This is a genomic window from Ruminococcus sp. 8Y-12, from assembly GCF_058119865.1.
Map to the genome: position 1 here is coordinate 2,172,491 of NZ_CM176623.1, position 20,538 is coordinate 2,193,028.

Here is a 20,538-nt window from a genome sequence, read left to right on the forward strand (position 1 = left end):
CACTAAGCAGCACATAAGATAAAATGAAAGAAGAACGTTTGTTCTCGGGAGCGGCGATAGAAATACTATGATTCAACAGAATATGTGTTTTGTGATTTATACAATAAAATGGATACCCTAATTACACGACATAATTCGTGTAATTACCACCCAAAAGATTCAAAAATAGCAGAGGGAGAAGCGTATATGAGTGAAGAAAAAATCTTTAAATTAGAATCTCCATATAAGCCTACCGGCGATCAGCCGCAAGCAATTGAACAGCTTGTGAAAGGCTTTCGGGAAGGCAATCAATGCCAGACTTTACTAGGGGTTACAGGCTCTGGAAAGACTTTCACTATGGCAAATGTAATCGCAGAATTAAACAAGCCAACGCTTATCATAGCACATAATAAAACCCTTGCTGCACAGCTTTACAGCGAGTTTAAAGAGTTCTTTCCATCAAATTCAGTTGAATATTTCGTCTCCTACTACGATTACTACCAACCGGAAGCCTACGTCCCCTCCTCTGACACCTACATTGCCAAGGACTCCTCCATAAATGACGAGATAGACAAGCTCCGCCTGTCGGCAACCATGGCGTTGGCGGAGCGCAGGGATGTCATTATTATCTCAAGCGTGTCCTGCATCTATGGTTTGGGGGACCCGGTGGATTACAAAGAGATGGTGATCTCACTGCGGCCTGGTATGGAAAAGGACCGGGATGAGGTCATGCGCAAGCTGATTGATATACAGTATGACCGGAACGACATGGATTTTCGCCGTGGTACCTTTCGGGTGCGGGGGGATGTGCTTGAAATTTTCCCCGCTATGAATACAGACACGGCGATTAGGGTGGAATTTTTTGGGGACGAAGTGGAAAGGATTACAGAGATTGATGTACTCACGGGTGAGAGCCGGAGTTCCCTGGAACATGCAGCGATTTTTCCGGCCTCCCACTATGTGGTGCCCATGGAAAAGATTTTGGATGCTGCCAAGAACATTGAAGCGGAGCTGGAAGAGCGGGTTCGCTATTTTAAAAGCGAGGACAAGCTTCTGGAGGCCCAGAGGATTGCAGAGCGTACCAATTTTGACATAGAGATGATGAAAGAGACGGGATTTTGCTCAGGTATTGAGAATTATTCCAGGCATCTGGCGGGACTTAAACCAGGGGCAACACCTCACACACTGATTGACTATTTCCCGGATGATTTTCTGATAATCATTGATGAGTCCCATAAGACCGTACCGCAGATCAGGGGCATGTACGCCGGAGATCAGTCCAGAAAGACCACTTTGGTTGATTACGGGTTCCGTCTGCCCTCTGCTAAGGACAACAGGCCTCTGAACTTTGATGAGTTCGAGAGCAAGATTGACCAAATGATGTTTGTGTCAGCCACACCCGGGGATTATGAGAAAGAGCATGAGCTGCTTCGGGCAGAGCAAATTATACGCCCCACGGGCTTGCTGGACCCCATGGTTGAAGTACGGCCTGTAGAAGGCCAGATTGATGACCTGGTGGGCGAGGTCAATAAGGAAGTGGAGAAACACAATAAGATACTGATTACTACACTCACAAAACGGATGGCCGAGGATCTGACGGATTACATGAGAGAGATCGGTATCCGGGTGAAATATCTGCACTCGGACATAGACACACTGGAGCGGACGGAGATTATCCGGGATATGCGCTTGGATGTATTTGATGTGCTGGTGGGAATCAACCTTTTGAGAGAGGGCCTGGATATACCGGAGATCACTCTGGTGGCCATCCTGGATGCGGATAAGGAAGGATTTCTTCGCTCCGAGACTTCCCTGGTTCAGACTATTGGCCGCGCGGCCAGAAATGCACAGGGGCATGTAATTATGTACGCGGATACCATCACTGATTCCATGCGTATGGCCATTGACGAAACCATGCGCAGACGCAAGATACAGGAGGAGTACAACGAGGCTCACGGTATCACTCCGCAGACAATCAAAAAGGCGGTGAGGGATCTGATCAGTATTTCCAGGGAGGTGGAGAAGGACGAGGAGGAATTCTTAAAAGATCCGGAGTCCATGAGCAGGCAGGAACTGGAAAAACTTGCGGCAGAGGTTCAGAAAAAGATGAAACAGGCGGCTGCGGAGCTCAATTTCGAGGAGGCGGCCAAGCTGCGTGATAAGATGATTATACTGAAGAAACAGTTACAGGAGATAGAAGAATGACATTCAAAAAAAATGATAAGCCCATGATTCGTATCAGAGGTGCCAATGAGAACAATCTGAAAAACGTCAGTCTGGAGATTCCCAGAAACCAATTTGTGGTGCTCACGGGGCTGAGCGGTTCCGGAAAGTCCTCCCTGGCCTTTGACACCATCTATGCGGAGGGACAGAGGCGTTATATGGAGTCCCTGTCCTCCTACGCAAGACAGTTTTTAGGCCAGATGGAAAAACCGGACGTGGAGAGCATTGAGGGGCTTCCGCCCGCAATATCCATTGACCAGAAGTCCACAAACAGAAACCCCAGATCCACCGTGGGAACGGTGACGGAGATCTATGATTATTTCCGTCTTCTCTACGCCAGGATCGGTATCCCCCACTGCCCCAAATGCGGGAAGGAGATTAAAAAGCAGACTGTGGATCAGATGGTGGATCATATACTGTCCCTGCCGGAGCGGACCAGAATCCAGCTCCTTGCTCCTGTGGTGAGAGGGCGAAAGGGCACCCACGCCAAGCTCCTGGAGCAGGCCAAGAGGAGTGGATATGTGAGAGTCCAGATTGACGGAAATCTGTATGAGCTGTCCGAGGAGATCAAGCTGGAGAAAAATATTAAGCATAATATAGAGATTGTGGTGGACCGGCTTATTGTCAAGCCGGGAATTGAGAAACGTCTTTCGGATTCACTGGAGACAGTGCTGAAGCTGGCTGAGGGGCTGGCAATTGTGGATGTGAATGGAAGCGAGTCTTTGCGCTTCAGCCAGAGCTTTTCCTGTCCGGATTGCGGCATCAGCATCGATGAGATTGAGCCCAGGAGTTTTTCTTTCAATAACCCCTTCGGCGCCTGCCCGGACTGCTTTGGCTTGGGATACAAGATGGAGTTTGATGTGGATCTGATGATTCCGGATAAGTCTCTGAGCATTTTGGATGGAGCCATCACTGTGATGGGATGGCAGTCCTGTACGGATAAAGGCAGCTATACCAGAGCGATCCTGGATGCCCTGTCCAAGGAGTATGATTTTGACCTAAATACGCCATTTCAGGAACTTCCGGAAGAAATCCGCCGCATGTTGATCTATGGCACGGACGGCAAGGAGGTCAAGGTTTATTACCGGGGACAGAGGGGAGAGGGGATTTACGATGTGGCCTTTGAAGGACTGGTCCGGAATGTGGAGAGGCGCTACCGGGAAACCGGCTCAGAGTCCATCAAGCAGGAGTACGAGACTTTTATGCGTGTCACCCCCTGCCGAACCTGCCGTGGACAGAGATTGAAGAAAGAGGCCCTTGCAGTCACCATTGCGGACAAAAATATATTTGAGGTTACGTCCATGTCCATCCGAAACCTTCAGAAATTTATGCAGGAGCTGGTGCTCACAGAACACCAGCAGATGATCGGAAAGCAGATTTTAAAAGAGATTCGGGCGAGGGTCGGATTTTTGATGGATGTGGGTCTGGATTATCTGACGCTGGCAAGGGCGACTGGCACCCTCTCCGGTGGGGAGGCCCAGAGAATCCGTCTGGCCACACAGATTGGGTCAGGGCTGGTAGGTGTGGCCTATATTCTGGATGAGCCCAGTATCGGGCTGCATCAGAGGGACAATGACAAGCTGCTGCATACACTGAACAATTTGAAGGAGCTTGGCAATACCTTGATTGTGGTGGAACACGATGAGGATACCATGTTGGCTGCGGATTACATTGTGGATATCGGACCAGGTGCCGGGGAGCACGGCGGAGAAGTGGTGGCTGTGGGGAATGCCGCACAGATTATGAAGTGCAGGGATTCCATCACCGGCGCGTACTTGAGCGGAAGAATGAAGATCCCGGTGCCCAAGATCAGAAAGCAGCCCACAGGTTTTCTGAAGGTGGTGGGAGCCTCGGAAAATAACCTGAAGAATATTGATGTCCAGATTCCGCTGGGAGTCATGACCTGCGTAACAGGTGTATCCGGTTCGGGAAAGAGCTCCCTGGTAAATGAAATTTTGTACAAACACCTGGCAAAGGCTCTGAACAGAGCCAGAACCATTCCGGGAAAACATAAGAGAATAGAGGGGGTTGAGCTTCTGGACAAGGTCATTGACATCGATCAATCGCCCATTGGAAGGACGCCCAGATCCAATCCTGCCACCTACACAGGAGTGTTTGACCAGATCCGCGATCTGTTTGCCAGCACAGCGGATGCCAAGGCGAAGGGATATAAAAAGGGAAGATTCAGCTTCAATGTAAAAGGAGGGCGCTGCGAGGCATGTGGTGGGGATGGTATTTTGAAGATTGAAATGCATTTCCTTCCCGATGTGTATGTGCCCTGTGAGGTGTGTGGGGGGAAACGCTACAACAGGGAAACCCTGGAAGTGAAATACAAAGGGAAGAGCATCTACGATGTGTTGAATATGACGGTGGAGGAAGCAATGAAGTTTTTTGAGCACATTCCCACGATCAAAAGAAAGATTGAGACACTCTACGATGTGGGACTCTCTTATATTCGGCTGGGACAGCCCTCCACGGAACTGTCAGGAGGAGAAGCACAGCGCATCAAGCTGGCCACAGAGCTCTCTAAGCGCAGCACCGGAAAGACCATCTATATTTTGGATGAGCCCACCACAGGTCTTCACTTTGCGGATGTGCACAAACTGATTGAGATACTGCATCGTTTGGCAGAGGGTGGCAATACGGTGGTAGTCATAGAACACAACCTGGATGTGATCAAGACAGCGGACTATATTATCGACATCGGTCCTGAGGGAGGCGACAAGGGAGGAACCATTGTGGCTGTGGGGACACCGGAGGAAGTGTCTCAAAATCCCAAGTCCTACACCGGACAGTACGTGGCAAAATATTTACTGTGAAAGTCCCGGACAGCGGCTGTACAGATGGGTAAGCTAGCTTGCCCATCTGTACAGACATTGGACGGGCAAGCAAGTATGAGCAAGTAGGGCGATAGCCCGGATTGCGAATACTTGCGGCAGTTGCGTGAGTGCGACAGCACGGAGCAACGGACTTTCACTTACAAAAGTCCCGGACAGCGGCTGTGCAGACGGGCAAGCAAGGCCATATCCGTTTGTAAACAGTAAAACAGGAGCCCTTCGGCTCCTGTTTTAAAGGAAAGAGAAAAAATTAAAATATTTTGAGGGAGTACTTCGCAGCGTGTGGGAGCTGCGAAGTGTGAGTTATGAAATATATTAGCTGTTTGCTAATATGGTTATAGTATAGAATATAAATGTGTTCAAAATATGTTCTATCTCTAAAGAAAATGTGAATTTAAAAAAGAAAATCTTAGAAAAATAAGAAAAGAGACATCTTGTCGAAAGAAAAAGGCAAAAAGCCCTTTTCAATTAAGGATGAGTTGTATATAATAAAAACCACATGAACAACTGTTGTGTCAGTTGATTCAGAAAGGAGTAATTGCATGACGTCTACAGATATAGGGATTGATTTGGGAACCGCAAGTATATTGGTTTACGTCAGAGGAAAAGGTGTAGTGTTAAAAGAACCCTCTGTTGTAGCTTTTGATAGAGATACCAACAAAATCAAGGCCATTGGGGAGGAGGCCAGGCTGATGCTGGGGAGAACCCCGGGCAATGTGGTTGCAATTCGTCCCCTGAGGAAAGGTGTTATCTCTGATTATACAGTCACGGAACAGATGCTGAAGTATTTTATCCAGAAGGCCATTGGCAGGATGTCATTCCGGAAGCCGCGCATCAGTGTGTGCGTGCCCAGCAGTGTGACAGAGGTGGAGAAAAAAGCAGTGGAGGACGCCACATACCAGGCGGGCGCCAGGGAAGTGTCCATCATTGAGGAGCCTATCGCCGCTGCCATTGGAGCAGGTATTGATATCTCACGGCCCTGCGGAAATATGATAGTGGACATCGGCGGAGGTACCTGTGATGTAGCTGTGATTTCTCTGGACGGCATTGTGGTGAGCACATCCATAAAAGTGGCGGGGGATGACTTCGACGAAGCTATCATTCGATATGTGAGAAAGAAACACAATCTCCTGATTGGGGAGCGGACAGCTGAGGACATTAAGATCAATATAGGAACTGCTGTTGAGAAACCGGAGCAGAAGGTGATGGAAGTAAGAGGACGGGACCTTGTGACAGGGCTTCCAAAGACCGTAAAGGTAACCTCCGAGGAAACCAGAGATGCTCTCAAGGAGGCCACTACACAGATTGTGGAGGCGGTGCACAGCGTGCTGGAGCGGACTCCACCGGAACTGGCCGCAGATGTGGTGGACAGGGGCATTGTGCTTACCGGAGGAGGCTCCCTGCTAAATGGGCTGGAGGAACTGATTGAGTCCAAAACAGGGATCAACACCATGACAGCGGAGGACCCCATGACAGCAGTTGCCATCGGCACCGGTAAATTTGTGGAGCTTACTGCAGGAAACGGAAAATTGGAAGGATAGATGCGGAGGGAGAAAGGGCTGGAGACAGCTCTTTTCTTTCTTATATCATAGGAAAGTCCTTCGGAATTCCCTATGATATAAAAAGCCCTCCGGGCGGGATCGCACTGCGGCGGAGTGGAAGATGGCTGCCGGGGCAGCCCCGCCGCAGGCGGAAAATCCTGCGCGCAGGATTCTTTTTTATAACACGGAGTGATTATTATGGATAAAATACAGGGATATGTGGACCACATCATCTACCGGAACAGCGATAACGGATATACGGTGATGGTGATGGTCTGCGGGGGGAAAGAGATTACCTGTGTGGGAAGCCTCCAGTATATCGGAGATGGAGAGCTGGTGGAGGCGGAAGGAAGCTACACAGAGCACAGTACTTATGGAAAACAGTTTCAGATCAATACCTATGAGATCAAGGCGCCTGAGGATGCGGTCTCCATAGAGCGCTATCTGGGCTCAGGGGCCATTAAAGGAATAGGGGTTGCTCTGGCGGCCAGGATTGTCAGGCGTTTTGGGGAGGACACCTTCCGCATCATTGAGGAGGAGCCGGAACGTCTGGTGGAAATCAAGGGAATCAGTGAGCGCAAGGCCAGGGAGATCGCAGAGCAGGTTGAGGGAAAGAGGGATATGCGAAAGGCAATGATCTTTCTTCAGCAGTATGGAATTACGGGAACCCTGGGCGCTAAGATCTATGAGCAGTACAGGGAAAATATCTACCAGGTTATCAAGGAGAATCCCTACCGCATGGCGGATGACATCAATGGAATTGGGTTTCGTATTGCGGATGAAATTGCATCCAGGGCGGGAATACATACGGATTCAGACTTTCGGGTGCGCAGCGGTATCCAGTATGTGCTTCAGCAGGCATCTATGGAAGGTCATGTATATCTCCCCGGGAATCTCCTTACAGAGCGCACGGTGGAGCTTCTGGGGGTGAGCAGAGAATGTGTGGAAAAGCATCTGATGGATTTGGCAGTAGACCGGAAACTAATATTGAAGGAGGCGGAAACGGAAGTGTTGTGTGTGTACAGCACACAGGCCTACTATCTGGAATTGAATGCAGCCAAGATGCTCCATGATTTAAATGTCTCCTGCGAGGTTTCGGAATCTGCGATACTAACCCGCCTGGCCAAAATAGAACAGGATACGGATACTGAGTTGGATGAGCTTCAAAAGCAGGCTGTAATAGAGGCAGCAGGACATGGAGTTTTGGTAATCACCGGAGGGCCTGGTACTGGAAAGACAACCACAATCAATGCGCTGATCGACTATTTTGAGTCCGATGGGCTCAATATACGCCTGGCTGCGCCCACAGGTAGGGCAGCTAAACGGATGACAGAAGCCACCGGATACGAGGCACAGACCATACACAGGCTGCTGGAGGTCAGCGGAGGGCCGGATGACAGGGAGGCAAAAGGGCAGTTCGATAGGAATGAGGAGAATCCCCTTGAGGCAGATGTGGTGATTGTGGATGAGATGTCCATGGTGGATATTTATCTGATGCACGCTCTGCTGCGAGCAGTCGTGGTGGGCACCAGGCTGATTATGGTGGGGGATATCAACCAGCTTCCTTCAGTCGGCCCCGGAAGTGTGCTCAAGGATATCATTGAGTCCAAATGCTTCCCTGTGGTCAGACTTACAAAAATTTTCCGCCAGGCTACAGAGAGTGACATTATAGTAAATGCCCATAAGATCAACCGTGGGGAACATGTGGAACTTAATAACAAGAGCAGGGATTTCTTTTTTCTCAAGAGACAGGACGCCAATGTGATTATTAGTGTGGTCATCACGCTGATCCAGAAGAAACTTCCCAAATATGTAGATGCCAATCCCTGGGATATTCAGGTTCTGACGCCTATGAGAAAGGGGCTGCTGGGGGTGGAGCGCCTGAACCGGATTCTGCAGGAGTATCTAAACCCTCCGGACAAGAACAAGAGGGAAAAAGAGTATGGCGGCGGCCTTTTTCGGGAAGGCGATAAAGTTATGCAGATTAAAAATAACTACAATATTGCATGGGAAATACGCGGGATGTACGGGCTTGCTCTGGAGAAGGGGGAAGGGATTTTTAACGGTGACCTGGGGATTATCCGGGAGATCAATACTTTTGCCGAATTGATGACCATTGAATTTGACGAGGGGCGTTATGTGGAGTACTCCTTTAAGCAGTTAGAGGAGTTGGAGCTGGCCTATGCGGTAACCATACACAAATCCCAGGGAAGTGAGTACCCGGCAGTGGTGATTCCCCTCCTGCCCGGGCCCAGAATGCTCATGAACAGGAACCTGATCTACACAGCCGTTACCAGAGCCCGGTCCTGTGTGACTCTGGTGGGGGATGAGCAGACCTTTTACCAGATGATAGACAATACCTTTGAGCAGAAAAGATATACCTCTTTGAGAGAACGCATTCAGGAGTTTATGGGTAATTGTTCTCTCAGGTCTGAGCATTTACTGCTCAGGCCGTGAGAAAATGATTCATGGGTGCATAAATCCCATCACCGCAGGCGATTTTGCATGGATTTATGCATGTTACTGTGAACGTGTGAACAGTAACGTTTATTTCCTGATTAATTAATGGGAGAAAAAGCAGTACAGCCGGAGGACTTTGGGAGAGAGCCGGTTTTTATGATGAGACAGATATTGGAAATGATATTGGACATCTTGTATCCCAGGCATTGTCCTGTATGCAGGGAGATAGTGGCTTATCCGGGAAAATGGGTCTGCCCCCAGTGCAGAGAAAAGGTACATCCCATCCGGGAGCCAAAGTGCAAAAAGTGTGGCAAGCCTCTGGAGCAGGAGGAGCGGGAGTACTGTCATGACTGCCAAAAAAGAGGCCACCCCTATGAGAGGGGACTTGCGCTGTTGGCCTATGAGGGGTGGGCAAAGGAGGCAATCTATCAGATAAAGTTTCACAATAAAAGGGAATACCTGGACTTTTTTGCGAGGGAGATGGCAAGAGAGCTAGGGAGGGAGGTACAGACATGGGAGGCGCAGGCTATTGTGCCGGTACCTCTTCACAAGAAAAAACGCCGCAAAAGGGGTTTTAACCAGGCAGACCTTTTGGCAGATAAACTTGGAAGGCTTCTTGAGATCCCTATTAGGAAGGATTTGGCAGAGCGTATTCGGTATACGGAGGCCCAAAAAGAGCTGGGTTTCAGGGAAAGGCGCAAAAATATCAGAGGGGCTTTTCGGGTCAACGCAGCAGACCTGGATATAGAAAAAATAATTCTGGTGGATGACATCTATACCACAGGAAGTACAGTGGATGAGATGACAGAAGAGTTCCTGAAAAAGGGTGCGAGGCAGGTTTATTTTCTGACCATCTGCATTGGCAGGGCAGATTACTGAAATCTGGAACTTTTCACAGGAAGGTTTCTGTGCTATACTGATAGAAGAAATCCTGTAACTGCGTAAGCAATAAACAGTTGTGAAGTTCTGAAATAGCAGAAGGGGTTGGAGGATGGAGTATGATGAATGAGAAAAGAATCCGGCTGATGACAAAGCTGGCTGATTTTGAGCAGCATAATGGTGAGATGCTTTATAAGGCCGGAACCTATTACTGCAGCGATTATGTGAGTGCACAGATGATGAAGAATCTGTTTCGAATCACCGCGGCATATTTGATTGGACTGGGCTTGTGGGCCTGCTATCGACTGGATTGGCTGCTGGAGCGTTTAAACACCATGGATATTTTAGGGATCGGAATGGGTATTCTGATCACATATGGTGTGATATTGGCCGTGTCTCTGGGATTGACATACCTGATCTTTTCGGTGAAATATTTTCAGGCGGAGAGTCAGATGCAGACTTACCGGAACATGCTGGACCGTCTGATCGCAGAGTATGACAATGAACGCGGGGGCAGAAGGAGAAGGCGGGAGAGAAGAAGAGAGGTTGGAGGTAGTGGAGATGGCGGCATTGACTGGATTTAGGGAAGCGGCACAGGAATTATACGCGAAATACGATACATATCTGGTCTCACTGTGCAAATTTGTGCTGGCTTTTGCAGCATTTTTGTCCATCAATATTGGACTGGGATACATGGACAGGCTGAACAGTATTTTTGTGGTGCTTATTTTGGCTCTGCTGTGCTCTTTTCTTCCCACCAACGCCATAGTACTTTTGGGAACAGCTCTTATTTTGGCACATTTGTATGCCCTCTCACTGCCGGCACTGATCGTGGGTGGAGGCATTATTCTGATCTTAGTTCTTCTCTACTTCAGTACAGGTCCCAGGGAGAGCTATCCTCTGATATTGACTATGGTTGCCCTTGGAATAAATGTGCCATGCGCAGTGCCGTTGGTGCTGGGACTGGTATCCAACCCGTTTGCGGCATTTCCTCTGTGCTTTGGAACCATCGCCTACTATACGCTCCATGCCATAACAGTCAGTGGACAGGTGGTTTCCCAGGCTGCAGAATCGGAACTTGCCATTTTGGATGAGATCAGAAGACTTCTGGATGCTGTGGCTGGTGAGAAGCAGATGGTACTGATGACCATTGCTCTGCTCGCAGTGCTGCTCATCGTGTATCTGGTGCGCAGAATGGCGGTGAAATATGCATGGACTCTGGCCGTTACAGCTGGAACGCTTACATTTTTTGTGATATATGCAGTAGGCAGTTTGATCCTTGGCGTAGGCGAGGGATTTTTGTGGATCATTATAGGCACAGTGGTTTCCGCTCTGGCGGGCTATCTGGTTCAGGTTTTTCTGTTTCACGTGGACTATACCAGAACGCAAAGTGTACAGTTTGAGGATGGAGAATACTATTACTATGTAAAAGCAATTCCTAAAATAAAGAAAGGGCGTGACAAGAGTGGAGAGTATTAAGACATTTTTCTCAAATTATTTGTCCTGGCTTTCCGTACCTACCCTCACCATCACAGTTACAGATGTGATGGAGATTATTATTTTGTCCTTTCTGGTTTACAAAGTAATGTCGTGGATCAGGGAGACCAGGGCCTGGACGCTTCTGAAGGGAATACTGGTGCTGGGGATTTTTGTCTGTGTGGCATATATTTTGCAGATGGATACTATAAAGTTCATTGTGAGCAAGGGGACGGATTTGGCTTTGATGGCTGCGGTGATCATTTTTCAGCCCGAACTGCGCAGGGCAATGGAACAGTTGGGTGAGAAAAAGATTTTCTCATCCATTGTACCCTTTGACACCACCAGGAGCACAGATGAGCGGTTCAGCGACAGGACCATCAATGAGTTGGTAAAAGGCACGGTGGAGATGGCGAAGGTCAAGACGGGAGCTCTGATTGTGATTGAGCAGAAGGAAACCCTGGCTGAGTATGAGAGAACAGGAATCGCGCTGGATTCCATTCTCACCAGCCAGCTTTTGATCAATATCTTTGAGCACAATACCCCGCTGCACGATGGAGCTATTATTGTCAGGGGAAACCGGATCGTGGCTGCTACCTGTTATCTTCCCCTGTCAGACAACACGGTGCTCAGCAAGGAATTGGGCACAAGGCACCGCGCTGGTGTGGGGATTAGCGAGGTCACGGATTCTCTGACTGTGATCGTCTCTGAGGAGACCGGACATATCTCCTACGCCTACAGGGGTAAACTCACAAGGAATGTGGATGCGCAACAGCTCAGAGAGAGACTGGTGATTCTTCAGAACAAGACAACGGACACAAAGAAGAAATTTCGGTTGTGGAAAGGTAAGGCGAAGTCATGAGGAAAAACTTGTTTAAGAATTGGGGACTAAAAATACTCTCCGTATTCATTGCCTTTCTGATCTGGCTGATGGTAGTAAACGGCGATGACCCGGAAAAGACAAAAGCATTTAAGAATGTGCCTGTCAAAGTGGTAAATGAGGAGAGTCTGGTTCAGGCCGGAAAGGTGTACAGTCCAAGAGATGGTACCGATACCGTTACAGTCTGGGTTACGGCAAGGCGTTCGGTTTTGGATAAACTGAGCAGCGCGGATTTTGAGGTGATTGCGGATTTTGAGAATATTGTTTCTCTGGAGATGACAACCATACCTCTGCAGATAAAGTGTAAGACGAATAGGACTTTGACAAGGGAAAATATGGACTGTGATCCCCCATCTCTGAAGGTGGATATTGAGGATGCAAAGGAGAAAGATTTCATTGTATCTGTAATTACAGACGGAACGCCGGCCAGCGGATATGAGGTGGGCAATATGCAGGTTGTGAAGGGGGAATCCATCAAAATAACCGGGCCGGAATCTAGCATTGATATTATTGACAAGGTGATTGCCACAGTGTCTGTGGTAGGAAAGACAGCAGACGAGACGGTTCCAGCTTCTCTTCAGATCATTGACCGGAACGGGAAACCATTCTCGGAAAGCCAGATGAACAATCTGGAAATCAAGACTTCCGGAGGCGCACTGATCAGCGATCAGCAGATGGATGTCCGGGTTACCATGTGGAAGGTGAAAAGTGACATCAAACTCAAGGTGGAGACTACAGGAGCGCCGGCTCAGGGATATAGGGTGGGTAAGATTACCACCACGCCGGCAACGGTTGGCCTTACCGGAAGTGACGAGATTTTGAAATCGCTGGAAGGGGAACTGGTTATCTCCGATGCGGTTTCCCTGGATGGGGTGACGGAGAGTTTTGAGAAAACTCTGGACCTGTCCGATTATCTCCTGGAGAAGTATCAGAAGACGCTGCGCCAGGAGGCAAACGCCTCCAGCACCATCTCCATAAATATCCAGATCGAAAAGGTGGGAACAACCACACTGGAATTGCCTGTGACAGGGATTGAGATAAAGAATAAGCCCGAAGGACTGAACATGACGCTCACCCCTGCGGATAAAGTCTCCATAGAGGTTCAGGAAGATACGGAAGCGTCACAGGAAAATACAGTAAAGTCTCCCATCACAGCCAAGGATATAAAAGCAACCCTGGATTTGTCGCTGTATAAGACAGCGGGAAATTATAAAGTACCTTTGACCATAGTGGTTCCGAACGGATATGTATTGGTGTCGGAAGTAACCATGGTAGTAAACCTGGAAAAGATTGAAACGGAAGCAGAAACATTATCAGCAGTGGGAGGGGAAACCTAATGGTTAGACAGAAAGTAGTTGTAAAGAATCCAACGGGGCTTCATTTGAGGCCCGCCGGTCTTCTGTGCAAGGAGGCAATGCAGTTCAAATGTTCCGTACATTTTATCTTTCACGAGGTAAATGCCAATGCCAAGAGCGTTTTAAGCGTTCTGAGTGCCTGTGTGAAATGCGGGGATGAGGTTGAGTTTGTGTGTGACGGGGAGGATGAGGAGACAGCCTTAAAATCCATCATAGGGGCCATTGAGGCCGGTCTTGGCGAGGATATAGAATGAGGCCTGCAAAATGATTTTGGTCTATGTTTGCCCCAATTGCAGATCCCTGCAGATTGCATCCAGAAGAAAGGATGTGATCTGTCTGGAGTGCAAAGGGGAGATGGAACTGTGTGATCTGACTTTCCTGGAGTGGTCAGAGATGAGCGCTTCTGAGAGGGAGATCTATGGGGGAAGCTGGCAAAAAGAGAGCGGGACAGAGGCATAAAGCTTTTTGTCCCGCTCTCTTTTGCCGGAAACTAACGCGTCGGCATTTTAAAATCTGCAAGCGCTCTGTTGAGATAGTTGTGAAAGGCTTCCATCTTCGAAAAGATTTCCGCCGCATAGTTTACAAAATGCTTATCGGCAATCAGCGCATCAGAGACCGGAAATTCTATAAACCAACTCTTATATTTCAAAAATTCCGCCTGGGGATGATCTGGATCATATCCCTGGGGGACTCTTTTTAGAGCTGTTCCCTGCACGGTAAAGCATTCTTTAAATTGTGGGGCTGTTATGATCTGGTCCCATTCATCCCCATTGGCTGAGATAAAATCGCGCACCATCGAGGTGGCATCCTTAAACATATCTGCAAACAGACCGCCACCCAAAAAGGAACGCCCGCCCGGGCGGATCATGAGATAGCAGCCCACCGGTATGGGGAGTTTTCCGTGCTCTCCAATATGGGCGCGGAATGCCGGATTGTATGGGGATTTATCATGGCTGAAGCGGGTATCACGCTGCAGCTTGAAGGTGAGCTCTTTGGGGTTTACAAGAGGAAGTTTAGGGTTTGTTTTGCGAAGCTCCATAACCAGATTCCCCACCAGCAGCTCAAATTCGCCAAAAGCCTCCTGATACTCCTGTTTGTTAGCATGAAACCACTCCCGAGTATTATTCTGCTCTAACGAAGCCAGATAATTTAACACGCTGCTCATACTCATAGGGACACCTCCTGTCCCTTTACGGCTGTGCGGAAACTTTCTGATTTTAGGATATCCTTAAGCCATCCCACAATATTTCCGGGCGACTTATATGCGGGAAAATTGGAAAAGATCTGAGACAGTTCATCCAGTTCATCCATAGCCTTTGTGCAGGCAGTGATATCCTCATACCCGCATTTCTCCATGGTATGGTATGCAAGATGGGAAGGGGTAAGCCTGTGGGTCGCAATGGCGTAGTTGACCCTTCGCTTGCAGGAACACATACCGGTTCCGGAAAGACCGCAGTATTCACTAAGAAAGCTGCCCATTTTTTTCCGGATGCGGGATAGTCTCTGACGGTAGGCTTGCGGGGTGATTTCAAAAATCTCAGCAGCCGCGCGGCTGTCCAGCTGGAACATGGTGCCCAGTATGTAGATTGCACGGCTGTCTGCATCCAGGCACTGCAGCATAACATTAGAGCAGGACATCTTCAACTCTTGTTCTAAAAGAGCTTTGTCCACACCTCCGCTCATATCCGGCACATCAGCCTCCCTGCCAGAGGCGATATCTTCCCCATAGATCTCAAAGCTCAAAGGACGTTGTGAAAACATTCCCTTTCGAAAATTCTTCAAGTGGTTCACTGCAATGCGGAACACCCAGGTGGAAAATCTGCTCTCCCTCCGAAACGAATCCAGCCGGGTCATCACCTTAATGAGGATTTCCTGGGTGGCATCCTCCGCATCCGGAATCATCCCCAACATTCTCAGAGAAAGGTTAAATACCATGTCCTGTACACTGCACAGGATGGTCTCCAGCGCTGCCTTGTCCCCGGCGGCAGCCTGATTAACGAGTTTTAATTCTTCTTCAATATTCATAGTTTACACCTCCTGATAAATTAGACAAGAAAATGGCTGGTGTGTGACAAATTAAATATAAAAAATCTGCTGATATTGGTTTTTGATGGATGAGGGGGAAGAAAAAAGCAGCCACGCTGACGGTGACTGCTTTTAGATTGTTCTTTGATTACTTGGGTGAACGGCGGCTTGTTCTGTCCGGATCTGTGGGATCATAGGCATAAGTGGGATTCGTGGCCATCTTCAATGCCGTAGGCTTTCCTAAAGGTCCTGGATTTCTTGCGTCGTCATAGACAACTACTGTTGTTCCAATAGGGCAAGTGGTGTACAGCCAGTATGCATCACCCATTGCCAGACGAATACATCCCTCAGAGGCCTGCTGTCCCAACATGTTAAACTTATAGGACGGAACACCGGAACGAGCGGTGGTGGGTGCAGGTATAGAATGGAACAGAATATCACTGGTAATATGGCTGCAGTAGTATCCGTAGGTAGGTCCGTTTAAGGTGTGGGTATACAGTTTATCCATAATACGGAAAGTCCCCAGAGGTGTTGCGTTGTTCAAACCAGTTGAGCATAGGAAGGCCTTTACCGGTGTAGTTCCCTTATAGACCGTCACCACATTGGCGGCCCTGTTTACCTTGATCGTCCAGGAACCGCTCAGGCTGCCGTTGGTGTAGGTCCCATTTGAGTTGAACTTATAAGAGTTTCCGTCAATCTTCTTTTTGCCGGTGACCATAGCGCCGGTCTTGGGATCCAGATAGTAGAATTGGCCGTTGTGCACCAGCCAGCCTGTCTGCATAGCCCCAGAATTCTGGAAGAAATACCACTTACCTTTGATTTTCATCCAGCCGGTAGATACCACACCCTTGGAGCTGACGTAGTACTTATTGCCGCTTCTGGTAACCCAGCCCTTCATCAATACGCCCCTGGTGTTAAACAGGTAACGCTTGCCGCTGATCCACTGGAATCCAGTCACACGTGCACCCTTACCGCTTCCCGACTTGGGTGCGTAATAGGTCTTGTCCTTTACGGTAAACCACCCGGTCTTCATCTTTCCCTTGGTAGTATAATAATAGTATTTGCTGCCTGACTTCATCCAACCACTCTGCATAGCGCCAGTTTTGGGGTTGAAGTAGTATCTTTTACCTTTATATTTCTGCCAACCTGTCTTTAAACGGCCTTTGGAATTGGCATAATAGGTCTTTCCGCCTACTTTAAACCAGCCTGTACGCGAGGCACCAGTCTTGGGGTCTGCGTAATAGAGGTAGTTTTTGGAACCAGATTTGTACTTTATCAGACCTGTGCGCATCGTTCCGTTGGCACTAAAAAAGTATTGTTTTCCGTTGTATCGTCTGGCGTTTGTGTATGCCCGGCCCTGTGAGTCTACCAGGTATGTATTGTTGCCTATGGTCTTCAGGCCGTTGGTCATCACTGCGCCGTTTTCATCAAAACAGAAGATCCCCTGGCTTCCGATTCTGGCTGCGGTGTACACATATAGCTTTGCGGAATCCGTGGCGTAGTATTTCTTATTGTTTGCCACACCCCAGCCGTTTCTGAGGAGGGTTCCGTTTGTCTGAACAAAATAGAGTGTCTTTCCAATATTGACAGGTCCCTGCTGTCCCTTCACCAGCGTACCATTGCTGTCAAAATAGTAATATGTCCCGTCAATGATGCAGATGCCGGTGGCCTTTGTCCCATCTTCCTTCACAAAATAGGTGTTGTCCTGGGACCATCCGGTGGTTGCCTGCTGCGTGTTTTCCGTACTCCCTGTTGCGCCGGCAGTCATGGGCACTGTCAGAGTCAGCCCAAGGGCCAGGCAGAATACGGGAATCAATTTTTTGATCTTCATATGCTTCCCCTCACTTATTCTATTAACAATGTTTACCTCTATAATTTACTACAAATCAATTCCTATTTCAATCGTAAGAATTCTATTTCAGGAAAATTTAAGAAAGCATGTTGCAGATCATGAAGGGAACAGTAAACAATGCATGCCTCGTTGACACCGGAATATATTCCTTATATAATAGAAAATGGAGTATTTTGTAACGCGATGTTTACTATTGAAAAAAAGAGAAAGGAATAAGGGGAAACAGGTAAATGAAGGGTATAAAAAAGGGATTTACGGCAATCATGCTGTGTTTTTTGGCATTTACGTGGCTGATGTCTGCGGTCAGAGCGGAGGCTGCTTCTGCTCCGGCTCTGGAATTTATTTATGCGGACACTTCGTCGGAAGCGGGGATTGAGAGAGGGAAACTGATTATTGCCTCCTTTCAGACAGGAGGACAGTCGATCACAGGTGCGGAGCTGACTTATGAAGACAGGACAGGCGATACAGGGAGAATGGCCGCCACGGAGATACTGGAAGGGTATGTGGCTTTCCTGGCACAGGACAGAGACCTGTCCGGGGAGAGATTAAAGGAGCTGCGGATCGGATACGGGGGCAGGACTTATACGTTTGATATTCAAAATTTCAGAAACGCCGGAAGTACCCAGGTGGAGCAGGTGACTGCACAGGAGAGCGCGGACCAGGTTGTGGAGAATGTGGTGGCTGAAAATGCCGGGAATATTAAAAGCGCGCTGCGTTTTGCCGAGCAGGAGGCGGCTGAGGTAACTGTGAAGAGAGGGGCCGGGAGCGTATATCCGGGGACAGTCACTGCAGGGAGTTTGAACAGGGCCAGTGGAGATATTGTGGTGGTTCTGGACCCCGGGCACGGGGGAGATGAAAGCGGAGCTGTTCGCTCATGGGATGGTGTGGATTACATTGAAAAAGATATTACATTAAAGATATCCAGGTACACCAAAAAAGAATTGGAAAAATACATGGGTGTGAAGGTTTATCTCACACGGACAGGAGATTCCACCCTATCCCTGGAGGAGCGGGTGAATTATGCAGCCGGCAAGGGAGCCACTGTGTTGATCAGCCAGCACATCAACTCCACCCCGCAGCATGAGTCCACGGCAACCGGAGCTGAGGTGATGGTCTCCTCCGGAAATTACGATGCATCCCAGGCAGCCGAGACAGCTAATATTGCCAGAGTAATTTTAAATGAGCTGGAGAAAGCTGGGTTTCAAAATCGGGGACTCGTTTATAAATTATCGGAAACAGGTAATACTTATCCCAATGGGAATCTTGCGGACTACTATGGAATTGTCCGACGAAGTGTTTTGGCCGGTTTCCCGGGGATGATCGTAGAGCACGGGTTTGTGAGCAATCCGGAGGATTGTAAGAGATACTATGGAAGCAATTCGAAGATCAAAGCCCTGGGTGTGGCAGATGCCAAAGCCATTGCCAGTTACTATGGTCTGAAAAAGAAAAACCTGTCCGGTTGGAATAAAGAGGGCAAGAGATGGTATTATTTGAATGCCAACGGAGACCGGGTGGGCACCGGCTGGCTGACCCTGGGAAGTTCAAAGTATTATATTGACAAAAGCGGCTATCGGATGACCGGATGGCACAAGATCGGGGGCAAGCAGTACTTCTTTGGAAGCGACGGCGTGATGCAGAAGGGACTCCTTACAAGAGGGAGACAGAAATACTGGTTTACCTCAAAGGGAGTACTGAAAAAAGGATTTTTCCTGGGTTCCGACGGGGGATACCGCTACGCCAACAGCAAGGGTGTGCTGTACACAGGATTTAAGACCTACAGGGGCAGTAAGTATTATTTCCACCGGGTGACCGGAGCGGCCCTGATCGGGTGGAGGAAAATCGGAAAGGCTTACTATTACTTCAGTGTCACAGGCAAGATGCAGACAGGTATCGTCAAGGTGGGCAGAGAAAAGTATTACCTGCGCGGAGATGGTAAACGCGCAGTGGGGTGGGTCAATTATAATAAAAAAAAGTACTACTTTGACCGCAATACAGGGGCCATGGTGAAGGGCCGGTGGATGAAGTATAAAAATAAGTGGTTCTATCTGAGCAAGGTGGGTTACGCTTATAAGAACACGACCAAGAAGATCAATGGGAAAAAATACAAATTTAATGAAAAGGGTGTCTGCACAAACCGCAGAAGCTAAAAGGAGTAGAAGATGAAGAAAAAGCTATTGATTACAGGATGCAATGGACAGTTGGGGAGGGCCTTAAATGAGCTCTATGCAGGAAACACAGAAGTGGAACTGGTGAACACGGATGTTTTTCAGTCTGGCGTACGGGAGATGGACATCACCGATATTGACAAGGTGCTGGAAACAGTGAGGGAGGTAAAGCCCTATGCGATCATCAATTGCGCGGCTCACACCGCAGTGGATGCCTGTGAGACCCAGGGGGACAGTGCCTACCGGATCAACGCTGTCGGTCCCAGAAATTTGAGCATTGCAGCCGCTGAGACAGGGGCTAAGATGGTTCAGGTCTCCACGGATTATGTGTTTGCCGGGGATGCCAAGAGCCCCTATACAGAGTTTGACAAGGTGAATCCCCAGGGAATGTACGGAGCCACCAAGCTGGCGGGAGAACAGTTTGTGCAGCAGTTTGCAAAGGACTGGTTTATTGTCCGGACCGCCTGGCTGTATGGAGACGGAAAGAATTTTGTGAAGACCATGCTGCGTCTCTCTGAGACGAATGATACCGTAAAGGTGGTGGGAGACCAGTACGGAACGCCTACCAGTGCAAAAGAGCTGGCCAAGTCGATTGCTTACCTGGTGCCTACGGAGAATTATGGGCTGTTTCACGGTACCTGTGAGGGAATGTGCAGTTGGGCCGACTTTGCCAGAGAGATATTCCGGTTGGCAGGAAAAGGCACCAAGGTGCAGGCAATCACCACAGAGGAGTACGCCGCCCCGGCTCCGCGTCCTGCCTACTCAGTGTTGGAGAATTATATGTTTAAACTCACTTCTGATTTCCGGTTTGCACCATGGGAAGAGGCGATCGCAGAGTACATGAAAACATTGGATAAATAGCAAAG

16 protein-coding genes are annotated in these 20,538 nt (G+C 48.7%); 13 read left to right on the forward strand and 3 right to left on the reverse strand.

What is annotated here, in order from left to right; translation table 11 throughout:
- Window positions 1-186: 186 nt before the first annotated feature.
- The 11 genes from uvrB to AC0THY_RS08020 all read left to right on the forward strand — a co-directional run bounded on the left by uvrB (window position 187) and on the right by AC0THY_RS08020 (window position 14,089).
- A complete protein-coding gene (gene uvrB / locus AC0THY_RS07970; RefSeq protein ID WP_489993893.1) occupies window positions 187-2,184 on the forward strand; it encodes an excinuclease ABC subunit UvrB in 1,998 nt (665 codons plus the stop codon).
- Window positions 2,181-5,021 (forward strand): excinuclease ABC subunit UvrA, encoded by a 2,841-nt coding sequence (uvrA, locus tag AC0THY_RS07975; RefSeq protein WP_489993894.1) that lies wholly within the window; start codon window positions 2,181-2,183, stop codon window positions 5,019-5,021. The genes uvrB and uvrA overlap by 4 nt, the downstream gene beginning before the upstream one ends.
- Window positions 5,022-5,581: 560 nt before the next feature.
- Complete coding sequence (locus tag AC0THY_RS07980; RefSeq protein ID WP_489993895.1) at window positions 5,582-6,580, forward strand: rod shape-determining protein; 999 nt, start codon at window positions 5,582-5,584, stop codon at window positions 6,578-6,580.
- A 198-nt stretch (window positions 6,581-6,778) separates the two neighbouring features.
- On the forward strand, window positions 6,779-9,037 hold the full coding sequence (gene recD2, locus AC0THY_RS07985) for an SF1B family DNA helicase RecD2 (RefSeq protein ID WP_489993896.1): 2,259 nt from the start codon (window positions 6,779-6,781) through the stop codon (window positions 9,035-9,037).
- A gap of 159 nt (window positions 9,038-9,196) precedes the next feature.
- A complete protein-coding gene (locus AC0THY_RS07990) occupies window positions 9,197-9,919 on the forward strand; it encodes a ComF family protein (protein ID WP_489993897.1) in 723 nt (240 codons plus the stop codon).
- A 119-nt stretch (window positions 9,920-10,038) separates the two neighbouring features.
- Complete coding sequence (locus AC0THY_RS07995) at window positions 10,039-10,503, forward strand: hypothetical protein (protein ID WP_489993898.1); 465 nt, start codon at window positions 10,039-10,041, stop codon at window positions 10,501-10,503.
- Window positions 10,481-11,398, forward strand: coding sequence for a hypothetical protein (locus AC0THY_RS08000; protein ID WP_489993899.1), 918 nt, complete (start codon window positions 10,481-10,483; stop codon window positions 11,396-11,398). The genes AC0THY_RS07995 and AC0THY_RS08000 overlap by 23 nt, the downstream gene beginning before the upstream one ends.
- Window positions 11,385-12,257, forward strand: a complete 873-nt coding sequence (gene cdaA / locus AC0THY_RS08005; protein WP_489993900.1) for a diadenylate cyclase CdaA — start codon at window positions 11,385-11,387, stop codon at window positions 12,255-12,257. The genes AC0THY_RS08000 and cdaA overlap by 14 nt, the downstream gene beginning before the upstream one ends.
- A gap of 8 nt (window positions 12,258-12,265) precedes the next feature.
- On the forward strand, window positions 12,266-13,612 hold the full coding sequence (locus tag AC0THY_RS08010) for a CdaR family protein (protein WP_489993901.1): 1,347 nt from the start codon (window positions 12,266-12,268) through the stop codon (window positions 13,610-13,612).
- Entirely contained in the window at window positions 13,612-13,884 is a 273-nt protein-coding gene (locus AC0THY_RS08015) for an HPr family phosphocarrier protein (protein WP_489993902.1), read from the forward strand. The genes AC0THY_RS08010 and AC0THY_RS08015 overlap by 1 nt, the downstream gene beginning before the upstream one ends.
- Window positions 13,885-13,894: 10 nt before the next feature.
- Window positions 13,895-14,089 carry a hypothetical protein gene (locus AC0THY_RS08020; protein WP_489993903.1) on the forward strand — a complete coding sequence of 65 codons (195 nt, stop codon included), beginning with the start codon at window positions 13,895-13,897 and terminating at the stop codon, window positions 14,087-14,089.
- Between the two features lie 31 nt (window positions 14,090-14,120).
- Here AC0THY_RS08020 and AC0THY_RS08025 read toward each other — a convergent pair whose 3' ends face one another.
- The 3 genes from AC0THY_RS08025 to AC0THY_RS08035 all read right to left on the reverse strand — a co-directional run bounded on the left by AC0THY_RS08025 (window position 14,121) and on the right by AC0THY_RS08035 (window position 17,486).
- Window positions 14,121-14,801: a DUF2461 domain-containing protein gene (locus AC0THY_RS08025; protein ID WP_489993904.1), complete on the reverse strand. Its 681-nt coding sequence runs from the start codon at window positions 14,799-14,801 to the stop codon at window positions 14,121-14,123.
- Window positions 14,798-15,655, reverse strand: a complete 858-nt coding sequence (locus AC0THY_RS08030; protein ID WP_489993905.1) for an RNA polymerase sigma factor — start codon at window positions 15,653-15,655, stop codon at window positions 14,798-14,800. Before AC0THY_RS08030 ends, AC0THY_RS08025 begins: the two co-directional genes overlap by 4 nt.
- Window positions 15,656-15,803: 148 nt before the next feature.
- Window positions 15,804-17,486, reverse strand: coding sequence for a L,D-transpeptidase family protein (locus AC0THY_RS08035; protein WP_489993906.1), 1,683 nt, complete (start codon window positions 17,484-17,486; stop codon window positions 15,804-15,806).
- A gap of 251 nt (window positions 17,487-17,737) precedes the next feature.
- On the opposite strand from AC0THY_RS08035, the gene AC0THY_RS08040 reads away from it, so the two are divergent.
- Window positions 17,738-19,654 carry an N-acetylmuramoyl-L-alanine amidase gene (locus tag AC0THY_RS08040; protein WP_489993907.1) on the forward strand — a complete coding sequence of 639 codons (1,917 nt, stop codon included), beginning with the start codon at window positions 17,738-17,740 and terminating at the stop codon, window positions 19,652-19,654.
- A gap of 12 nt (window positions 19,655-19,666) precedes the next feature.
- Complete coding sequence (rfbD, locus tag AC0THY_RS08045; protein ID WP_489993908.1) at window positions 19,667-20,533, forward strand: dTDP-4-dehydrorhamnose reductase; 867 nt, start codon at window positions 19,667-19,669, stop codon at window positions 20,531-20,533.
- The last annotated feature ends 5 nt before the right edge of the window (window positions 20,534-20,538 follow it).